At 54.2% G+C, this 20400-nt stretch carries 16 protein-coding genes and 4 tRNA genes; 18 read left to right on the forward strand and 2 right to left on the reverse strand.

Going from position 1 to position 20400, the window contains the following annotated elements:
• The first annotated feature begins 29 nt into the window (after window positions 1-29).
• Window positions 30-2054 carry a DNA helicase Rep gene (rep, locus tag ABGB15_RS00895; protein WP_152082691.1) on the forward strand — a complete coding sequence of 675 codons (2025 nt, stop codon included), beginning with the start codon at window positions 30-32 and terminating at the stop codon, window positions 2052-2054.
• Between the two features lie 49 nt (window positions 2055-2103).
• Here rep and gppA read toward each other — a convergent pair whose 3' ends face one another.
• Entirely contained in the window at window positions 2104-3588 is a 1485-nt protein-coding gene (gene gppA, locus ABGB15_RS00900; protein WP_215723060.1) for a guanosine-5'-triphosphate,3'-diphosphate diphosphatase, read from the reverse strand.
• 6 nt (window positions 3589-3594) lie between these two features.
• A complete protein-coding gene (gene rhlB / locus ABGB15_RS00905; protein WP_152082689.1) occupies window positions 3595-4860 on the reverse strand; it encodes an ATP-dependent RNA helicase RhlB in 1266 nt (421 codons plus the stop codon).
• A gap of 144 nt (window positions 4861-5004) precedes the next feature.
• On the opposite strand from rhlB, the gene trxA reads away from it, so the two are divergent.
• The 17 genes from trxA (at window position 5005) to ABGB15_RS00990 (ending at window position 20158) form a co-directional block, all read left to right on the forward strand.
• Window positions 5005-5334 carry a thioredoxin TrxA gene (gene trxA, locus ABGB15_RS00910; RefSeq protein ID WP_004386384.1) on the forward strand — a complete coding sequence of 110 codons (330 nt, stop codon included), beginning with the start codon at window positions 5005-5007 and terminating at the stop codon, window positions 5332-5334.
• Between the two features lie 340 nt (window positions 5335-5674).
• Complete coding sequence (gene rho, locus ABGB15_RS00915) at window positions 5675-6934, forward strand: transcription termination factor Rho (protein WP_001054528.1); 1260 nt, start codon at window positions 5675-5677, stop codon at window positions 6932-6934.
• 242 nt (window positions 6935-7176) lie between these two features.
• Window positions 7177-8280 (forward strand): UDP-N-acetylglucosamine--undecaprenyl-phosphate N-acetylglucosaminephosphotransferase, encoded by a 1104-nt coding sequence (gene wecA / locus ABGB15_RS00920; RefSeq protein WP_101738482.1) that lies wholly within the window; start codon window positions 7177-7179, stop codon window positions 8278-8280.
• Between the two features lie 13 nt (window positions 8281-8293).
• A complete protein-coding gene (gene wzzE / locus ABGB15_RS00925; protein WP_152082688.1) occupies window positions 8294-9340 on the forward strand; it encodes an ECA polysaccharide chain length modulation protein in 1047 nt (348 codons plus the stop codon).
• 56 nt (window positions 9341-9396) lie between these two features.
• On the forward strand, window positions 9397-10527 hold the full coding sequence (wecB, locus tag ABGB15_RS00930; protein ID WP_152082687.1) for a non-hydrolyzing UDP-N-acetylglucosamine 2-epimerase: 1131 nt from the start codon (window positions 9397-9399) through the stop codon (window positions 10525-10527).
• The gene (wecC, locus tag ABGB15_RS00935; protein ID WP_152082686.1) at window positions 10524-11786 is read left to right on the forward strand and encodes a UDP-N-acetyl-D-mannosamine dehydrogenase; all 1263 of its coding nucleotides are present in this window, start codon (window positions 10524-10526) and stop codon (window positions 11784-11786) included. Before wecB ends, wecC begins: the two co-directional genes overlap by 4 nt.
• Window positions 11783-12460 carry a dTDP-4-amino-4,6-dideoxy-D-galactose acyltransferase gene (rffC, locus tag ABGB15_RS00940; protein WP_152082685.1) on the forward strand — a complete coding sequence of 226 codons (678 nt, stop codon included), beginning with the start codon at window positions 11783-11785 and terminating at the stop codon, window positions 12458-12460. Before wecC ends, rffC begins: the two co-directional genes overlap by 4 nt.
• Before the next feature lie 4 nt (window positions 12461-12464).
• Entirely contained in the window at window positions 12465-13595 is a 1131-nt protein-coding gene (rffA, locus tag ABGB15_RS00945; protein WP_215723059.1) for a dTDP-4-amino-4,6-dideoxygalactose transaminase, read from the forward strand.
• A 1-nt stretch (window position 13596) separates the two neighbouring features.
• A complete protein-coding gene (gene wzxE / locus ABGB15_RS00950) occupies window positions 13597-14847 on the forward strand; it encodes a lipid III flippase WzxE (RefSeq protein WP_215723058.1) in 1251 nt (416 codons plus the stop codon).
• On the forward strand, window positions 14844-15923 hold the full coding sequence (locus ABGB15_RS00955; protein ID WP_215723057.1) for a TDP-N-acetylfucosamine:lipid II N-acetylfucosaminyltransferase: 1080 nt from the start codon (window positions 14844-14846) through the stop codon (window positions 15921-15923). The genes wzxE and ABGB15_RS00955 overlap by 4 nt, the downstream gene beginning before the upstream one ends.
• On the forward strand, window positions 15920-17272 hold the full coding sequence (gene wzyE, locus ABGB15_RS00960; RefSeq protein ID WP_152082681.1) for an ECA oligosaccharide polymerase: 1353 nt from the start codon (window positions 15920-15922) through the stop codon (window positions 17270-17272). The genes ABGB15_RS00955 and wzyE overlap by 4 nt, the downstream gene beginning before the upstream one ends.
• Before the next feature lie 12 nt (window positions 17273-17284).
• Window positions 17285-18025, forward strand: a complete 741-nt coding sequence (gene wecG, locus ABGB15_RS00965) for a lipopolysaccharide N-acetylmannosaminouronosyltransferase (RefSeq protein ID WP_152082680.1) — start codon at window positions 17285-17287, stop codon at window positions 18023-18025.
• Window positions 18026-18220: 195 nt separating this feature from the next.
• A complete protein-coding gene (locus ABGB15_RS00970; RefSeq protein WP_152082679.1) occupies window positions 18221-19606 on the forward strand; it encodes an amino acid permease in 1386 nt (461 codons plus the stop codon).
• Window positions 19607-19708: 102 nt separating this feature from the next.
• Window positions 19709-19785, forward strand: a tRNA-Arg gene (locus ABGB15_RS00975).
• Between the two features lie 67 nt (window positions 19786-19852).
• Window positions 19853-19928 (forward strand) — tRNA-His (locus ABGB15_RS00980).
• A gap of 21 nt (window positions 19929-19949) precedes the next feature.
• Window positions 19950-20036: transfer RNA gene (locus ABGB15_RS00985), tRNA-Leu, on the forward strand.
• A gap of 45 nt (window positions 20037-20081) precedes the next feature.
• A tRNA-Pro gene (locus tag ABGB15_RS00990) sits at window positions 20082-20158 on the forward strand.
• Window positions 20159-20400: the final 242 nt, after the last annotated feature.

Below are 20400 nucleotides of genomic sequence, written 5' to 3' on the forward strand. Positions count from 1 at the left end.
CCCTCCTGACTTTCATTGAGTGATCATTTATGCGTTTAAACCCCGGACAACAACAAGCCGTCGAATTTGTCACCGGACCTTGCCTGGTGCTGGCGGGGGCTGGCTCCGGTAAAACCCGCGTGATCACCAATAAAATCGCCCATTTAATCCGTGGCTGCGGGTATCAGGCGCGCCACATTGCGGCCGTGACCTTTACTAACAAAGCGGCGCGCGAGATGAAAGAGCGTGTCGGTCAGACGCTGGGGCGCAAAGAGGCGCGCGGGCTGATGATCTCCACGTTTCACACGCTGGGGCTGGATATCATCAAGCGTGAATACGCGGCGCTGGGGATGAAATCCAACTTCTCGCTTTTCGATGACACCGACCAGGTGGCACTGCTTAAAGAGCTGACGGAAGGGCTGATTGAGGATGACAAAGTTCTGCTGCAACAGCTGATCTCGACGATCTCCAACTGGAAAAACGATCTGATGACGCCAGCTCAGGCGGCGGCGAGTGCCAAAGGTGAACGGGATCGGATTTTCGCCCACTGCTATGGTCTGTACGACGCACATATGAAAGCGTGCAATGTGCTGGATTTCGACGATCTGATCCTGCTGCCGACGCTGTTGCTTCAGCGTAACGAGGAGGTGCGCGAACGCTGGCAGAACAAAATCCGCTACCTGCTGGTGGATGAATACCAGGACACCAACACCAGCCAGTATGAACTGGTGAAGCTGCTGGTAGGACAGCGCGCCCGCTTTACCGTTGTGGGTGATGATGACCAGTCAATTTACTCCTGGCGCGGCGCGCGTCCACAAAACCTGGTGTTGCTGAGCAAAGATTTCCCGGCGCTGCAGGTGATTAAACTGGAGCAAAACTACCGCTCCTCCGGGCGCATTCTGAAGGCGGCGAATATCCTGATTGCCAATAACCCGCACGTGTTCGAAAAACGTCTCTTTTCCGAACTGGGTTACGGCACCGAACTGAAAGTGCTGAGCGCCAACAATGAAGAGCATGAAGCGGAACGCGTCACCGGCGAACTGATCGCTCACCACTTCGTCAACAAAACCGAATACAAGGATTACGCGATCCTCTATCGCGGCAACCACCAGTCGCGCGTTTTTGAAAAAATGCTGATGCAGAACCGCATTCCGTACAAAATTTCGGGCGGGACCTCGTTCTTCTCACGGCCTGAGATCAAAGACCTGCTGGCCTATTTGCGCGTGCTCACTAACCCGGATGACGACAGCGCGTTTCTGCGCATCGTGAATACGCCGAAACGCGAGATTGGCCCGGCGACGCTGCAAAAGCTGGGTGAGTGGGCGATGACGCGTAACAAAAGCCTGTTCACCGCCAGCTTTGATATGGGGCTGAGCCAGACGCTGACAGGACGTGGGTATGATAATTTAACCCGCTTTACCCACTGGCTGGGCGAAGTACAGCGCCTGGCGGAACGCGAGCCTGTCGCTGCTGTGCGCGACCTTATTCACGGCATCGATTATGAGTCCTGGCTCTATGAAACCTCCGCCAGCCCGAAAGCAGCCGAGATGCGGATGAAAAACGTCAACCAGCTCTTTAGCTGGATGACTGAAATGCTGGAAGGATCGGAGATTGACGAGCCGATGACCCTGACCCAGGTGGTTACCCGCTTTACGCTGCGCGACATGATGGAGCGCGGTGAGAGCGAGGAAGAGGCCGATCAGGTACAGTTGATGACCCTGCACGCGTCAAAAGGGCTGGAGTTTCCGTATGTCTATCTGGTCGGCATGGAAGAAGGTTTGTTACCGCACCAGAGCAGCATTGATGAAGATAACGTCGATGAAGAGCGTCGTCTGGCCTATGTGGGGATCACCCGCGCCCAGAAAGAGCTGGTCTTTACGCTGTGTAAAGAACGCAGGCAGTATGGTGAACTGGTTCGCCCGGAGCCGAGCCGTTTCCTGCTGGAACTGCCCCAGGACGATCTCATCTGGGAGCAGGAGCGCAAAGTGATTACGGCCGAAGAGCGTATGCACAAGGGCCAGGCGAACGTGGCGAATATTCGCGCCATGCTGGCAAAAGCCAAAGAGAAAGGATAATGATTTGTAAGCCGGGTAAGCGCAGCGCCACCCGGCAATGTACAGCGTACTACTTCACCTCAAGCACCCAGTGTACATAGCTCTGCCACTGGCACTCCTGTTCAATCATTTCCGCGCCAAGGGGATGATCTTCAAGCCAATTTTCCGGCAGCGTCAGCGTCAGTTTCTCATCGTCTGCCACCAGCGTAATGGCCGGAAGCAGATCGTCACGACGGCGGCTGGCAAACAAAATTGCCAGACGCAGCAAGCGGCACAGATGCTCGGCCACGCGTGGCGGTACGGCGTTCTGCTGGTGGAGTGAAGAGAGGTCAACCGCGTTGGTCTGGTTCAGCAGTAGCGTTGCCAGCAGCTTTTTCTGCGCCGGGGTGTAGCCCGGTAGATCGAGATTACGCACCAGATACGCGGCGTGAGCAGGTGCCTGTTTAAAATCGATACTCAGGCCCACTTCATGCAATGCACACGCACTGAGCAGTAAATCACGGCTTAACGGCTCAAGATCCCAGCTGTTCGCCACCTGATCGGCAAACAAAGAGGCCAGTTGCGCCACGCGATGTGCCTGATCGGTATCAACCATAAAACGGCGCTGAACGTTACGCAGCGTGCGGCTACGAATGTCCTGATCCACCGACAGATGTAACATCCCATAGACCAGACCTTCACGCAGCGCGCCGCCCGCCAGCGTCATACACTGGATATTCAGCTCGGTGAAAATAGCGATCAGAATGGCCAGCCCGCTGGGGAAGACCAGCGCACGTTCGAGCGTTAGCCCTTTAATTTCCAGCTCTTCCAGACGGCCGCACTGAATGGCGCGCTGTTTAAGCTGCTGGAGCTTGGCAAGCGTGATCCGCTCGTCCATCCCCTGCGCCATCATGATTTCCTGCAATGCCTGCACCGTACCGGAGGCACCCACGCACACTTTCCAGCCGTGATAGCGCAGTTCGTCCATGACCGGACGCAGCACCTCACGCGCGGCATTTTCAGCCTCGTCGAAGTTCTCTTGTGCGAGATTGCGATCGGTAAAGTAGCGCTCAAGCCAGGTTACACAGCCCATCGACAGGCTGAACAGTGAGGTCGCCTGCGCACCTGTGCCGGTGACCAGCTCGGTACTGGCTCCGCCAATATCTACCACCAGACGACGATCGTCACCGCCGGTAGTATGCGCCACACCCTGATAAATCAGGCGCGCTTCTTCTTCGCCGCTGATGACCTGCACCGGACAGCCGAGTATTTCCTGCGCTTTGGCAATAAAATCCACGGCGTTCACCGCCAGACGAAGGGTTGCCGTGGCGACAACGCGGATTTGCGTATGTGGGATATCCTGCAGCCGTTCCGCAAAGAGACGCAGACACTGCCAGCCACGTTCCATGGCTTCGGGGGAGAGGTGATTATCGCTGCTCAGGCCCGCCGCGAGGCGGACCTTGCGCTTAATGCGCGTCAGCGTTTGTATGCTTCCCGCCACCTCGCGCACAACCAGCATATGAAAACTATTCGAACCGAGATCAATTGCCGCATAAAGCGAGGTGGAGCTGAGCATATTTTCTTAACCTGAACGACGACGATTACGCGGTGCACCGGAACGGCGCGGGCCATTGCCAGAGCGGGCGCGAGTAAGGCGCTTCGGCGGCGGCAGTTCGCTTAACAGCGCTTCCGGGTTGTATTTGCTCTGCGGAATAGAGTGACCGATGTAGGTCTCAATGGCCGGAAGATTCAGCGCATACTCTTCACACGCAAGGCTAATCGAGTGACCGCTTGCACCTGCGCGACCGGTACGACCAATGCGGTGGACGTAATCTTCGCAGTCATCCGGCAGGTCATAGTTAAAGACGTGCGTGACGGCAGGAATGTGCAGGCCACGTGCGGCTACGTCGGTTGCAACCAGAATATCCAGGTCGCCACGGGTGAATTCGTCGAGAATACGCAGGCGTTTTTTCTGCGCGACGTCGCCGGTCAGCAGGCCAACGCGGTGACCGTCTGCAGCCAGATGGCCCCAGATATCTTCACAGCGATGTTTGGTGTTCGCAAAGATAATGGCGCGATCTGGCCACTCTTCTTCAATCAGCGTTTGCAGCAGGCGCATCTTCTCTTCATTAGACGGATAGAAGAGCTCTTCTTTAATGCGGTGGCCCGTTTTCTGCTCTGGTTCCACTTCCACATACTCGGCGTTGTTCATCTGTTCGAACGCCAGTTCGCGCACGCGGTAAGAAAGGGTGGCGGAGAACAGCATGTTCAGGCGCTGATTTGCCGCAGGCATACGGCGGAACAGCCAGCGGATGTCTTTAATGAAGCCCAGATCGTACATACGGTCAGCTTCATCCAACACCACAACCTGAATTGCGCCAAGGTTGATGTGATTCTGTTTTGCGTAGTCGATAAGACGGCCCGTGGTCCCAATCAGGATATCCACACCGCTTTCCAGCACCTTGAGCTGCTTATCGTAACCGTCGCCGCCGTAAGCCAGGCCCAGTTTCAGGCCAGTTGCTTGCGCCAGAGGTTCAGCGTCTGCGTGGATCTGTACCGCCAGTTCTCGCGTCGGGGCCATAATTAGCGCGCGCGGCTGGTTAACTTTGCGGTCTGCAATCGCTGGGTGAGAAAGTAAATAATGAAACGTTGACGTTAAAAACGCCATCGTTTTGCCAGTACCGGTTTGCGCCTGCCCTGCAACATCGCGGCCAGCCAGCGTCAGCGGCAGGGCGAGAGCCTGAATGGGCGTGCAGTTATGAAACCCTTTAGTTTCAAGGGCTTCGATCACCTTTGGGTGCAGGGCGAAGTCGGAAAACTTCTGTTCTGTTAAATGTGTTTTGCTCATAGTGTGGTAGAATATCAGCTTACTATTGCTTTACGAAAGCGTATCCGGTGAAATAAAGTCAACCTTTAGTTGGTTAATGCGACATCAACACGTCGTTGATGAAGGCAAAATCAACGCACCAGGCTTATTCCTGTGGAGTTATATATGAGCGATAAAATTATTCACCTGACTGACGACAGTTTTGACACGGACGTACTTAAGGCTGACGGGCTGACCCTCGTCGATTTCTGGGCTGAATGGTGTGGTCCTTGCAAAATGATCGCCCCGATTCTGGATGAGATCGCTGACGAATATCAGGGCAAACTGACCGTTGCCAAGCTGAATATCGACCAGAACCCTGGCACCGCGCCAAAATACGGCATCCGTGGCATCCCGACCCTGCTGCTGTTCAAAAACGGCGAAGTGGCGGCGACCAAAGTGGGCGCACTGTCCAAAGGTCAACTGAAAGAGTTCCTCGACGCTAACCTGGCGTAAGGTTTCTCAGCTGCGCGTCCAGAGCGCCTAAATTGTGTGGATCTCTGGACGCCCGGCTTTAGTCGTGCTAAGTTAGCTATGACTTCGTTTTAAACATATCTTGTTGTTTGAATCTGTTTTACCCGAGACTTCCCGTTGCTGACATAAACAATGCGTGAAGTTGCTAGATTCCGGGCTTGTCACTCAATCCGTCTTGTCGTTTCAGTTCTGCGTTTTTTCCCTGTAACCAGACAGCGAACAGACATGAGTTGATGGCCGCTAAACAGGCATGGATGACCCTGCCATACCATTCACAACATTAAGTTCGAGAATCACCCCGAGTTTAAGAACCCACACCATTATGAATCTTACCGAATTAAAGAATACGCCGGTTTCTGAGCTGATCACTCTCGGCGAAAATATGGGACTGGAAAACCAGGCTCGTATGCGCAAGCAGGACATCATTTTCGCCATCCTGAAGCAGCACGCTAAGAGTGGCGAAGATATCTTTGGCGACGGTGTGCTGGAGATATTGCAAGACGGATTTGGTTTCCTCCGCTCTGCAGACAGCTCCTACCTCGCCGGCCCTGACGACATCTACGTATCCCCTAGCCAAATCCGCCGTTTCAACCTCCGCACTGGTGACACCATTTCAGGTAAGATTCGTCCTCCTAAAGAGGGTGAACGCTACTTTGCGCTGTTGAAAGTTAACGAAGTTAACTACGATAAACCCGAAAACTCGCGCAATAAGATCCTGTTTGAGAACTTAACGCCGCTGCACGCGAACTCTCGCCTGCGCATGGAGCGTGGTAACGGTTCAACCGAAGACTTAACGGCTCGCGTTCTGGATCTGGCCTCGCCAATTGGTCGCGGTCAGCGTGGCCTGATTGTGGCACCGCCAAAAGCGGGTAAAACGATGCTGCTGCAGAATATCGCGCAGAGCATCGCCTACAACCACCCAGACTGTGTGCTGATGGTGCTGCTGATTGACGAACGTCCGGAAGAAGTGACCGAGATGCAGCGTCTGGTGAAAGGTGAAGTTGTGGCTTCCACCTTTGACGAACCAGCCTCCCGTCACGTTCAGGTTGCGGAAATGGTTATTGAGAAGGCGAAACGCCTGGTTGAGCACAAAAAAGACGTGATCATCCTGCTCGACTCCATCACCCGTCTGGCGCGCGCTTACAACACCGTTGTCCCGGCTTCCGGTAAAGTATTGACCGGTGGTGTGGATGCCAACGCCCTGCACCGTCCGAAGCGTTTCTTCGGTGCGGCACGTAACGTGGAAGAGGGCGGTAGCCTGACCATCATCGCAACGGCGCTTATCGACACCGGTTCGAAGATGGATGAGGTTATCTACGAAGAGTTTAAAGGTACAGGCAACATGGAACTGCACCTCTCTCGTAAAATTGCTGAAAAACGCGTCTTCCCGGCTATCGACTACAACCGTTCCGGTACGCGTAAGGAAGAGCTGCTCACCACTCAGGAAGAGCTGCAGAAAATGTGGATTTTGCGCAAAATCATTCACCCAATGGGCGAAATCGACGCAATGGAATTCCTCATCAATAAGCTGGCGATGACCAAAACAAACGACGATTTCTTCGACATGATGAAACGCTCGTAACGCAAATAATCCCAGTAAACGCCACGTTTTTACGTGGCGTTTTTCATTTATGGACTATACGCTATTACCACAGACTCCCATTTTTGAACTGTCGGTGCGACAATAGGACGGTTTGCACAGTCAAAGAAATAATTGATTGAAAAACATACAAAGGGAGTGGTAAGAGGCTGTCTTTAATCCTTCTGAGGCAGAGGCTTCATGGTTATACTTCCGGGACTAACATTTGTTGAGAGCAATCCATTGTGAATCTACTCACTGCAGTAACTGAGCTGATCAGTATTTTTTTATTCACAACCTGTTTTTTATTTATTGCGCGCAAGGTAGCAAAAAGAATTGGGTTAGTGGACAAACCGAATTTCCGTAAACGTCATCAGGGACTTATCCCGCTGGTGGGGGGGATCTCGGTTTACGCAGGCATCTGTTTCACATTCGGAATCGCGGATTACTATATTCCGCATGCCGCGCTCTATCTGGCATGTGCGGGCGTACTGGTGTTAGTCGGGGCGCTTGATGATCGATTTGATATCAGTGTGAAGTTCCGCGCCACTGTGCAGGCGGCGATCGGCGTCATCATGATGGTGGTTGGTGGCCTGTACCTGAGAAGCCTGGGTTATGTCTTTGGCCCGTGGGAGCTGGTACTGGGGCCCTTTGGTTTCTTCCTGACGCTGTTTGCCGTCTGGGCGGCAATTAACGCGTTCAACATGGTTGATGGTATCGACGGTCTGCTCGGCGGGTTGTCCTCTGTTTCGTTTGCCGCTATCGGCATCATTTTATGGTTTGATGGTCAATACAGCCTGTCAATGTGGTGCTTTGCCATGATTGCTGCCATCCTGCCTTATATCTGTCTCAACTTGGGTGTTCTCGGGCGTCGCTATAAAGTGTTTATGGGCGATGCGGGCAGTACCCTGATTGGCTTCACCGTTATCTGGATTTTGCTGGAAACCACCCAGGGTAAAACGCATCCAATTAGCCCCGTGACCGCACTGTGGATCATTGCCATTCCATTGATGGACATGGTGGCGATTATGTATCGCCGTCTGCGTAAAGGTATGAGTCCGTTCTCCCCCGATCGCCAGCACATTCATCACCTGATCATGCGCGCCGGTTTTACTTCCCGCCAGGCATTTGTTCTGATCACTCTGGCTGCGGCGATCCTTGCCGGGATTGGTGTTGCAGCAGAATATGCTCATTTCATTCCTGAATGGGTAATGTTGGTATTATTCTTGCTAGCATTTTTCCTGTACGGTTACTGCATTAAGCGCGCATGGAAAGTTGCGCGGTTCATCAAACGTGTAAAACGCAGGATGCGTCGGAACAGTGGCAAAAACACAACATTAACTAAGTAAAACCGGGACTATGATGACTCAACCGTTGGCGGGAGCGAAATCAGTGGTAACTGAGAATGAACTGGATATTCGTGGTTTGTTTCGCGTGTTATGGAAGGGCAAGCTCTGGATTGCCGGGCTCGCGTTAGGGTTCGCACTGCTTGCGCTTGCCTACACGTTCTTTGCAAAACAAGAGTGGAGCGCCACGGCGATTACAGACAGACCAACGGTTAACATGCTGGGAGGATTTTATTCCCAGCAGCAGTTCCTGCGTAATCTGGATATCAAGGCGAACCTTGCCACGCCAGATCAGGCTTCCGTGATGGATGAGGCCTATAAAGAATTTGTGATGCAGCTTGCTTCCTGGGATACGCGTCGTGATTTCTGGTCGCAGACGGATTATTACAAGCAGCGCATGGTCGGTAATAGCAAAGTCGACGCCGCGCTGCTGGATGACATGATTAACAATATCCAGTTTATGCCGGGTGACGTGCTGCGTAATATCAACGACAGCGTGAAGCTGATCGCGGAAACTGCGCCGGATGCCAATAACCTGCTGCGTCAGTATGTTGCGTTTGCCAGCCAGCGTGCGGCGAGCCATCTCAACGATGAACTGAAAGGGGCCTGGGCTGCCCGTACTATTCAGATGAAGGCGCAGGTGAAACGTCAGGAAGAGGTGGCGAAGGCCATTTTCTCTCGTCGCGTCCATAATATTGAGCAGGCGTTGAAGATTGCAGAGCAGCGCAATATTTCCCGCAGCGAAACAGACGTTCCAGCCGATCAACTGCCTGACTCCGAAATGTTCCTCCTGGGCCGTCCTATGCTGCAGGCGCGTCTGGAGAATCTGCAGGCCGTTGGCCCTGATTTTGACCTCGATTACGACCAAAACCGCGCCATGCTCAATACACTGAACGTGGGTCCAACGTTAGACCCGCGTTTTCAGACCTATCGTTATTTGAGAACACCTGAAGAACCTGTAAAACGCGATAGTCCGCGTCGCGCATTCCTGATGATTATGTGGGGGATTGTGGGTGCACTGACTGGCGCTGGCGTGGCGTTAATGCGTCGTCGCACAAATTAAGAACGCCGTCTACGATGAAGGCTGCGGCCTTCATCGCCTAATCGAAGAGAATCGATGTGAAAGTACTTACCGTATTTGGCACCAGGCCGGAGGCCATCAAGATGGCACCTCTGGTTCATGCGCTGGCCAGAGATCCTGATATTGAAGCGAAAGTATGTGTGACCGCCCAGCACCGGGAGATGCTCGATCAGGTTTTGACTCTCTTTTCTATTGTTCCGGATTACGACCTCAATATTATGAAGCCGGGACAAGGGTTGACGGAGATCACCTGCCGTATTCTGCAAGAGCTGAAGCCCATTCTGGAGTCATTTAAGCCTGATGTGGTGCTGGTGCATGGCGATACCACTACCACCGTGGCGACCAGCCTGGCTGCATTCTATCAGCGTATTCCTGTTGGTCATGTGGAAGCGGGGTTGCGCACCGGCAATCTCTATTCCCCGTGGCCGGAAGAGGCCAACCGCACGCTCACCGGGCATCTGGCGATGTATCATTTTGCGCCAACAGAAAACTCCCGCCAGAACCTGCTGCGTGAAAATATCGCGGATAACAAAATTTTTGTGACCGGAAATACGGTGATCGATGCGCTGATTTGGGTCCGCGATCGGGTACTGGCAAACGACGAGCTAAAGGCCGAACTTGCTGCGCGTTACCCGTTTTTGCATAACGGCAAAAAGACGATTCTGGTGACAGGCCACCGCCGCGAGAGTTTTGGTCGTGGCTTCGAGCAGATTTGCCATGCGCTGGCGGAAATTGCCGCGCAGAATGAAGATGTGCAGATTGTCTATCCGGTGCATCTCAACCCTAACGTCAGTGAGCCGGTGAATCGTATTCTGGGGCATGTTGAAAACGTCTTGCTGATTGAGCCGCAGGACTACATGCCGTTTGTCTGGCTGATGAACCACGCGTGGTTGATCCTGACCGATTCCGGCGGTATTCAGGAAGAAGCGCCGTCCCTCGGCAAGCCGGTGCTGGTGATGCGTGAAACGACGGAACGCCCGGAGGCGGTGAAAGCCGGTACGGTGCGTCTGGTCGGCACCGATACGCGTCTTATTGTCGAGGAAGTTACGCGCTTGCTGCACGATGAAGAAGAGTATCAGGCAATGAGCCGGGCCCATAACCCTTATGGTGATGGGCAGGCTTGTGGTCGTATTTTGCACGCACTTAAACACAATCGGGTATCGCTATGAGTTTTACTACCATCTCTGTCGTGGGTCTTGGCTATATCGGGCTGCCTACTGCGGCGGCCTTCGCCTCTCGTCAAAAGCAGGTTGTAGGCATAGACATCAACGCGCGGGCGGTGGAAACCATCAACCGTGGCGAAATTCATATTGTGGAGCCGGATCTCGACCGCGTGGTTAAAGCGGCTGTGGACGGTGGATACCTGCGAGCCAGCACCACGCCGGTAGAGGCTGACGCTTACCTGATTGCCGTCCCGACGCCATTCAAAGGCGACCATGAACCCGATATGGCGTATGTTGAAGCGGCAGCAAAATCCATTGCGCCGGTGCTGAAGAAAGGGGCGCTGGTCATCCTTGAATCCACTTCGCCTGTCGGCGCGACTGAACAGATGGCCCAGTGGCTGGCCGAAGCGCGTCCTGATCTCAGCTTCCCGCAGCAGGCGGGTGAACAGGCTGATATTAATATCGCCTACTGCCCTGAGCGTGTGCTGCCGGGCCAGGTGATGGTCGAACTGATTAAAAACGACCGCGTGATTGGCGGTATGACACCTGTCTGCTCCGCGCGCGCCAGCGAGCTGTATAAGATTTTCCTGGAAGGCGAATGCGTGGTCACCAACTCCCGCACCGCTGAAATGTGCAAGCTGACGGAAAACAGCTTCCGCGACGTCAACATTGCTTTCGCGAATGAACTGTCGCTGATTTGTGCCGATCAGGGGATTAACGTCTGGGAGTTGATTCGTCTCGCGAATCGTCACCCGCGTGTGAACATTCTCCAGCCAGGTCCGGGTGTGGGCGGCCACTGTATCGCCGTCGACCCGTGGTTTATTGTGGCGCAAAATCCAAATCAGGCTCGCCTGATCCGCACCGCGCGCGAAGTGAACGACAGCAAGCCGCATTGGGTGCTCAATCAGGTCAAAGCCACGGTAGCGGATTGCCTGGCTGACACCGGAAAACGCGCCAGTGAGCTGAAAATTGCCTGCTTTGGCCTGGCATTCAAACCGAACATTGACGATCTGCGCGAAAGCCCGGCGATGGAAATTGCTGAGATGATCGCGGAATGGCACAAGGGCGAAACGCTGGTGGTTGAGCCAAACATCCATGAGCTGCCCGCGAAACTGGCGGGACACTGCACGCTGACCGCGCTGGATGATGCGCTGACAACGGCGGATGTGTTGGTGCTGCTGGTGGATCACAACGAGTTCAAAGCTATACCGGCCGATACTGTAAAACAGCAGTATGTCGTGGATACCAAAGGCGTATGGCGTTGAGTTCACTCAATGGCGTGCTTGAGTCCCTTCAGTGGGAAAGCACTTTCTTTGCGCTTCCCTCAGCGATTGTGCGTGTGAGTGAAGATGCACCTGTACTCTCTGAGGCGGATTTCGCTGCCTGGCCGCGTGTGCAGGCCAAAATTCCGGCGCACCGTGCCGATCTGCTGGATGTGCTTCAACAGCATGGCTTCCGGCTGGTCGAAGGTGAGGTTGACCTTTCCATTACGCTTACCCGGCATGATGCACCCGGCGCGGAAATTGCAACGGAGCAGGATATCCCCGTGCTGCGCCAGATGGCGGCGCAGGCGTTTGCCCGAAGCCGCTTTCGCGCACCCTGGTATGCGCCTGACGACAGTGGGCGTTTCTATGCTCAGTGGGTAGAGAATGCGGTAAAGGGCACATTTGACCACGTTTGTCTGATTTTTCGCGCAGCGGATGGTCAGATTCAGGGCTTTGTTTCGCTGCGTAAGCTGAATGAGCGCGAGGCGCGCATCGGCTTACTCGCCGGGCGCGGCATGGGCGAGACGCTCATGCAGGCTGCGTTACACTGGGCTCAGCAGCAAAAGGTATCGACGCTGCGGGTGGCGACCCAGATGGGCAACACTGCCGCGCTTAAACGTTATATTGCGAGTGGTGCCAACATCGACGCCACGGCTTACTGGTTATACAGGTGACAAGATGATTCCATTTAATGCGCCTCCCGTGGTGGGAACTGAACTCGATTATATGCAGTCTGCTATGGGCAGCGGCAAACTCTGCGGCGATGGCGGTTTTACCCGTCGCTGCCAGCAGTGGATGGAACAGCGTTTTCACAGTGCCAAAGTGCTGCTGACGCCGTCCTGTACGGCCTCCCTGGAGATGGCCGCGCTGCTGCTGGACATCCAGCCTGGCGATGAAGTGATTATGCCGAGCTATACCTTCGTTTCGACGGCGAACGCGTTTGTCCTGCGAGGGGCGAAAATCGTCTTTGTGGATATCCGCCCGGATACCATGAACATCGACGAAACGTTGATTGAAGCGGCAATCACCGAAAAAACCCGCGTTATTGTTCCGGTTCACTACGCGGGTGTGGCCTGTGAAATGGACACCATCATGGCGATCGCCAAAAAGCACAACCTGTTCGTGGTGGAAGACGCCGCGCAGGGTGTGATGTCCACCTACAAAGGACGCGCGCTGGGCACCATTGGTCATATTGGCTGCTTTAGCTTCCACGAAACCAAAAACTACACTGCGGGCGGTGAGGGGGGTGCGACGCTGATTAACGATCGCGCGCTGGTAGAACGTGCCGAAGTGATCCGTGAAAAAGGGACTAACCGCAGCCAGTTCTTCCGCGGTCAGGTGGATAAGTACACCTGGCGCGATATCGGCTCAAGCTACCTGATGGCGGACTTGCAGGCCGCATACCTGTGGGCGCAGCTGGAGGCGGCGGAACGTATCAATCTGCAGCGCCTGTCACTGTGGCAAACCTATTACGACGCGCTGGAGCCGCTGGCGAAAGCCGGGCGCATTGAACTGCCGACCATTCCGGCAGATTGTGTTCACAATGCCCATATGTTCTACATCAAGCTGCGCGATAACGACGATCGCAGCAAGCTGATTGCCTGGCTGAAAGAAGCTGAGATTTTGGCTGTTTTCCACTATATCCCGCTGCATTCCAGCCCGGCTGGAGAAGCGTTCGGCATGTTTGCTGGTGAAGACCGCTACACCACCAAAGAGAGCGAGCGTTTGCTCCGTCTGCCTCTGTTCTACAACCTCGCGCCAGTTAATCAGCGTACGGTGATCAATACGCTTCTGAGTTATTTCGGCTGATATGTCTCTGGCAAAAGCATCCGTGTGGACCGCCGCGTCCACACTCGTCAAAATTGGTGCCGGGTTACTGGTCGTCAAGCTATTAGCCGTCTCATTTGGCCCTTCCGGCGTCGGGCTGGCGGGCAATTTCCGTCAGCTTGTTACTGTTCTTGGCGTGCTGGCTGGTGCCGGTATCTTTAACGGCGTCACTAAATACGTTGCTCAGTACCACGATGATGCGGCTCAGCTTCGCAGGGTGGTCGGTACATCTTCGGCGATGGTATTAGGTTTCTCGACCCTGCTGGCCGTCATATTTCTGCTGGCGGCATCACCCATTAGCCAGGGTCTGTTTGGGCACACGCATTATCAGGGGCTGGTGCGTCTGGTCGCGCTGGTTCAGATGGGGATTGCCTGGGCCAACCTGCTGCTGGCGCTGATGAAAGGCTTTCGCGATGCCGCCGGTAACGCACTGGCGCTGATCCTGGGTAGCATCATCGGCGTTATTGCGTATTATTTCTGCTATCGTCTGGGCGGCTACGAAGGCGCGCTGTTGGGGCTGGCGCTGGTGCCTGCGCTGGTGGTCATTCCGGCGGCGTTTATGTTGATGCGCAGAGGCGTGATCCCACTGCACTATCTCAAACCGCAGTGGGAAAAAGCCCTGGCGGGCCAGTTAGGCAAATTTACCCTGATGGCGCTCATCACCTCCGTGACGTTGCCGGTAGCCTATGTGATGATGCGAAACATGCTGGCAGCGCATTACAGCTGGGATGAAGTCGGGATCTGGCAGGGCGTGAGCAGCATTTCAGATGCTTACCTCCAGTTTATAACGGCTTCCTTTAGCGTCTGGTTGCTGCCAACCTTATCGCGCCTGACCGCCAAAAAGGATATTACCCGCGAGATTTTTCGCTCCCTGCGTTTTGTGTTGCCCGCCGTCGCGGCGGCCAGTTTTACCGTCTGGTTATTGCGCGATGTCGCCATCTGGCTGCTCTTCTCGGCAAAGTTTACCGCCATGCGCGATCTCTTTGCCTGGCAACTGGTGGGTGATGTGCTGAAAGTGGGCGCTTACGTTTTCGGCTATCTGGTGATTGCAAAGGCCTCGCTGCGGTTGTATATCCTGGCAGAAATCAGTCAGTTTACGCTGCTGACGGCGTTCTCACGCTGGCTGATCCCTGAGCACGGTGCGCTGGGGGCTGCTCAGGCTTATATGGCAACCTATATCGTTTATTTCGCTGCCTGTTGCGGCGTATTTTTACTTTGGCGTAAACGCGCATGACTGCACTGATTCACGTACTGGGATCGGATATCCCGCACCACAACCAGACCGTTTTGCGGTTCTTTAACGATGAGCTGGCATCCGGCACGCCTGATGCCCGTGAATTTATGGTTGCAGGCCAGGATAACGGCCTGAGTGCGGCGTGTCCGGCACTCAATATCACCTTCTGGCCGGATAAATCTGCGCTGGCGAAGGCGGTTGTCGCTAAAGCTAAAGCGGATCGTGAACAACGCTTCTTTTTCCATGGGCAGTTCAATACCGGCCTGTGGCTGGCGTTGCTGAGTGGCGGGATTAAGCCGTCGCAATGCAGCTGGCATATCTGGGGCGCGGACCTGTATGAAGTCTCGCGTGGCTGGAAATTCCGTCTTTTCTACCCGCTGCGTCGTATGGCGCAGGGACGCGTGGGTTGCGTTTTTGCCACGCGTGGCGATCTCAATTACTTTGCGAAGTTGCATCCCAACGTGCGCGGTGAGCTGCTCTATTTCCCGACCCGTATGAACCCGGCGCTCAACAATATGGCGAACGACACGCCGCGTGAAGGCAAGTTGACTATTCTGGTCGGAAACTCGGGCGACCGCAGTAATGAACATATCGCCGCGCTCCGTGCCGTACACCAGCAGTTTGGCGATACGGTAAATGTGGTCGTGCCGATGGGCTACCCGGCGAATAACGACGCTTATATTGCTGAGGTTCGCCAGCAGGGACTTGCGCTGTTTAGCCCGGAGAACCTGCACATTCTCAGCGATAAGCTGGAATTTGATGATTACCTGGCGCTGCTGAGAAAGTGTGACCTGGGCTATTTCATCTTTGCCCGCCAACAGGGGATTGGTACGCTGTGTCTGCTAATTCAGGCGGGGGTGCCGTGCGTGCTTAATCGCGAAAACCCGTTCTGGCAGGATATGGCTGAGCAGCATATACCGGTTTTGTTTACAGAGGATGCGCTCAGCGAGGATGTGGTACGAGAGGCGCAGCGTCAGCTGGCGCTGGTGGATAAAAATGCCATCGACTTTTTCAGTCCAAATTACCTCACGCCGTGGCACCGTGCGCTGCGTATCGCTTCAGGAGACACCCCATGAGCCAGTTGCAATTTAGCGGCTTGTTGGTGGTCTGGCTGCTGAGCACCTTGTTTATCGCCACGCTCACCTGGTTTGAGTTCAGGCGCGTGCGCTTTAACTTCAACGTCTTTTTCTCGCTGCTGTTTCTGCTGACCTTTTACTTTGGTTTTCCGCTGACCAGCATTCTGGTCTTCCGCTTTGATGTGGGCGTCGCGCCGCCGGAAATTCTGCTGCAGGCGCTGTTATCCGCAACCTGCTTCTACGCGGTGTATTACGTCACCTACAAAACGCGCCTGCGTTCTGCGAAAGAGACGGCACCACGTCGGCCACTCTTCACCATGAACCGGGTGGAAACGCATCTGACGTGGATAATGCTGATGACAATCGCGCTTGTGAGCGTGGGCATCTTCTTTATGCACAACGGCTTCCTGCTGTTTAAGCTGCAGTCCTACAGCCAGATTTTCTCTGCAGAGGTTTCCGGCGTTGCTCTTAAGCGCTTCTTTTACTTCTTCATTCCGGCGATGCTGGTTATTTTTTTCCTGCGTCAGGACAGCAAAGCCTGGCTGTTTTTCCTGGTCAGCACCGTTGCGTTCGGCATCCTGACCTACATGATCGTCGGCGGTACGCGCGCCAACATCATTATCGCGTTTGCGATCTTCCTGTTTATCGGCATCATTCGCGGCTGGATCTCGCTGTGGATGCTGGCGGCGGCAGGCGTGTTTGGCATTGTGGGGATGTTCTGGCTGGCGCTGAAGCGTTACGGGCTGAACGTGGCCGGAGATGAAGCGTTTTACACCTTTTTGTACCTCACGCGCGACACCTTCTCGCCGTGGGAAAACCTGGCGCTGCTGCTGCAAAACTACGACAAGATCGATTTCCAGGGCTTAGCGCCAATTGTCCGTGATTTCTACGTCTTTATCCCGACGTGGCTGTGGCCAGACCGCCCTGGCGTTGTGCTCAATACGGCGAACTACTTTACCTGGGAAGTGCTGAACAACCATTCGGGCCTGGCGATTTCGCCAACGTTAATTGGCTCACTGGTGGTGATGGGCGGAGCGTGGTTTATCCTGCCGGGTGCCATTGCCGTGGGGCTGATCATTAAGTGGTTCGACTGGCTCTATATGCGCGGTAATGAAGAGACGAACCGCTATAAAGCAGCGATTTTGCACAGTTTCTGTTTTGGTGCCATTTTCAATATGATTGTTCTGGCACGTGAGGGGCTGGATTCGTTTGTCTCACGTGTGGTTTTCTTCATGGTCGTTTTCGGCATCTGCCTGCTGCTGGCCAAACTGTTGTACTGGTTATTTGATAGCGCAGGGCTTGTGCACAGACGCGAGCCACGAGGCAGCACAACGCTGTCGCAAGTCTGAGTAGGAATTTTAATGACTGACACGATTTCCGCGCCGCGCTACGCGCTGCGTGGTCTGCAACTTATTGGCTGGCGCGATATGCAACACGCGCTGGATTACCTGTTCGCAAACGGACAGATGAAATCGGGCACGCTGGTGGCTATCAATGCGGAAAAGATGCTGGCGGTAGAAGATAACGCGGACGTCAAAAGCCTGATTGACGCGGCCGAGTTTAAATACGCAGACGGTATCAGCGTGGTGCGCTCTATCCGTAAAAAGTATCCTGGTGCTAATGTTTCCCGCGTGGCGGGAGCCGATCTCTGGGAAGAATTAATGGCGCGTGCCGGTGCAGAAGGAACACCTGTCTTCCTGATTGGCGGTAAACCAGATGTGCTGGCGCAGACGGAACAAAAGCTGCGCAGCCAGTGGAATGTTAACATCGTGGGCAGCCAGGACGGTTATTTCAAACCCGAAGATCGACAGGCACTGTTTGAACGCGTGCGCGACAGCGGGGCGAAAATTGTCACCGTCGCGATGGGATCTCCGCGTCAGGAGATCCTGATGCGCGATTGCCGCCAGGTCTGCCCGGATGCGCTCTACATGGGCGTTGGTGGCACCTACGACGTCTTTACCGGCCACGTAAAGCGTGCGCCTAAAGTCTGGCAAAACCTGGGGCTGGAGTGGCTGTATCGTCTGTTATCTCAACCGTCGCGTATTAAACGCCAGATCCGCCTGCTGCGCTACCTCACCTGGCATTACACCGGGCAGATGTAATCAAAATGTAGCGCGATATGCTATTCGCGCTGCATCTCTCCTGCAAAACTGCTGCGTTTATGTGCAATGCATTCATTTTTTTAATGCATCGTTTGCCATTTGGCAGAATTTAAGAAACCATTCCCACCGTATTTCAGTACCCCAAAAAATAATAACCGGCAGAAGTCGGGAAACAGCAAACACAACCGAGGATTTATGGCAGAGAAAAAACCTGAGCTACAGCGTGGGCTGGAAGCTCGACACATTGAATTGATCGCGCTGGGCGGCACTATCGGTGTTGGCCTGTTTATGGGTTCCGCAAGTACGCTTAAGTGGGCAGGTCCTTCCGTATTACTGGCGTATATTATCGCCGGGCTGTTCGTCTTCTTCATTATGCGTTCGATGGGGGAAATGCTCTTCCTGGAGCCGGTAACCGGCTCCTTCGCCGTTTACGCGCACCGTTACATGAGCCCATTTTTTGGCTATCTCACTGCCTGGTCGTACTGGTTTATGTGGATGGCGGTGGGTATCTCGGAGATCACCGCGATAGGGGTCTACGTGCAGTTCTGGTTCCCGGATATGGTTCAGTGGATACCGGCGCTTATCGCCGTGGGGCTGGTGGCGCTGGCAAATCTTGCCGCCGTGCGTTTGTACGGTGAAATCGAATTCTGGTTCGCGATGATTAAAGTCACCACCATTATCGTGATGATTGTTGTCGGGCTGGGCGTGATTTTCTTTGGCTTTGGCAACGGCGGGCACGCTATCGGTTTTGGCAATCTGACAGATCATGGCGGCTTCTTCGCCGGTGGCTGGAAAGGTTTCCTGACGGCGCTGTGTATCGTTGTCGCGTCTTATCAGGGCGTTGAACTGATTGGTATCACTGCCGGGGAAGCGAAAAATCCGCAAGTCACGCTGCGTAGTGCAGTTGGCAAAGTGTTGTGGCGTATCCTGATTTTCTACGTGGGCGCGATCTTCGTTATCGTGACCATCTTCCCGTGGAATGAAATCGGCACCACCGGCAGCCCGTTTGTCTTAACCTTCGCGAAGATTGGTATCACGGCAGCGGCAGGTATTATTAACTTCGTGGTGCTGACGGCAGCTCTCTCTGGTTGTAACAGCGGGATGTACAGCTGTGGCCGTATGCTCTACGCGCTCTCTAAAAATAACCAACTGCCAGCAGCGATGAGTAAAGTCTCCCGCGCGGGCGTACCGGTGGCAGGCGTGGCGGTGTCGATTGCGATCCTGCTGGTCGGCTCTTGCCTGAACTACATTATTCCTAATCCGCAGCGTGTGTTTGTCTATGTCTACAGCGCCAGCGTGCTGCCGGGGATGATCCCGTGGTTTGTGATTCTGATTAGCCAGCTGCGTTTCCGCCATGCACACAAAAAAGCGATTGCCAGCCATCCGTTTCGCTCCATTCTTTTCCCGTATGCGAACTATTTAACGATGGCGTTCCTGATTTGCGTATTAATCGGAATGTACTTTAATGAAGATACCCGCATGTCGCTGTTTGTCGGGATGATCTTCCTGGCTGCGGTCACGGCAGCGTATAAACTTTTTGGCCTGGGTCGCCATGCCACCACGCAGAAAGTGGAGGATTAAACGGCAAAATGTGCAAACCATAACCAAACGCGCATTTTTTTCAAAAAAGCACTAGACAGCGGGGTCGGAGGTACGTAATATCCAGCCCCGCAACGGCGCTAAGCGCCCGTAGCTCAGCTGGATAGAGCGCTGCCCTCCGGAGGCAGAGGTCTCAGGTTCGAATCCTGTCGGGCGCGCCATTTTAGTCCCGGCGCTAGAGCTGCGGTGGTCTGAGAAGTAGTCAGTACCGCGTGAAAGAATACAGTGGTGGCTATAGCTCAGTTGGTAGAGCCCTGGATTGTGATTCCAGTTGTCGTGGGTTCGAATCCCATTAGCCACCCCATTATTGAAAGAGTTGTGAATTGCGAAGGTGGCGGAATTGGTAGACGCGCTAGCTTCAGGTGTTAGTGTTCTTACGGACGTGGGGGTTCAAGTCCCCCCCCTCGCACCACGACTTTTTAATGAATTGAACTAAAAATTCAAAAAAGCAGTACATCGGCGAGTAGCGCAGCTTGGTAGCGCAACTGGTTTGGGACCAGTGGGTCGGAGGTTCGAATCCTCTCTCGCCGACCAATTTTGAACCCCGCTTCGGCGGGGTTTTTTGTTTTCTGCTGTTCCCTCTCCTGTAGTCTTATCCCGACAACCATCTCCTTTTTTGTCGCGTTTCAGCGACATATAACCTATTGATATATCTGTATTTAGTGTGTGACTGATATTGTTGTCGCTTCCAGGCGACAGATGATCACATTTTCGGGTTCCTGCGGAGGCTTAAGGCGAGCCTTAACGACAAAATTTCCTTTTATCTTAAAATGTTG

The organism is Enterobacter sp. MALB-1 (assembly GCF_041021625.1).
In the GTDB taxonomy this organism is placed as follows: Bacteria; Pseudomonadota; Gammaproteobacteria; order Enterobacterales; family Enterobacteriaceae; genus Enterobacter; species Enterobacter oligotrophicus.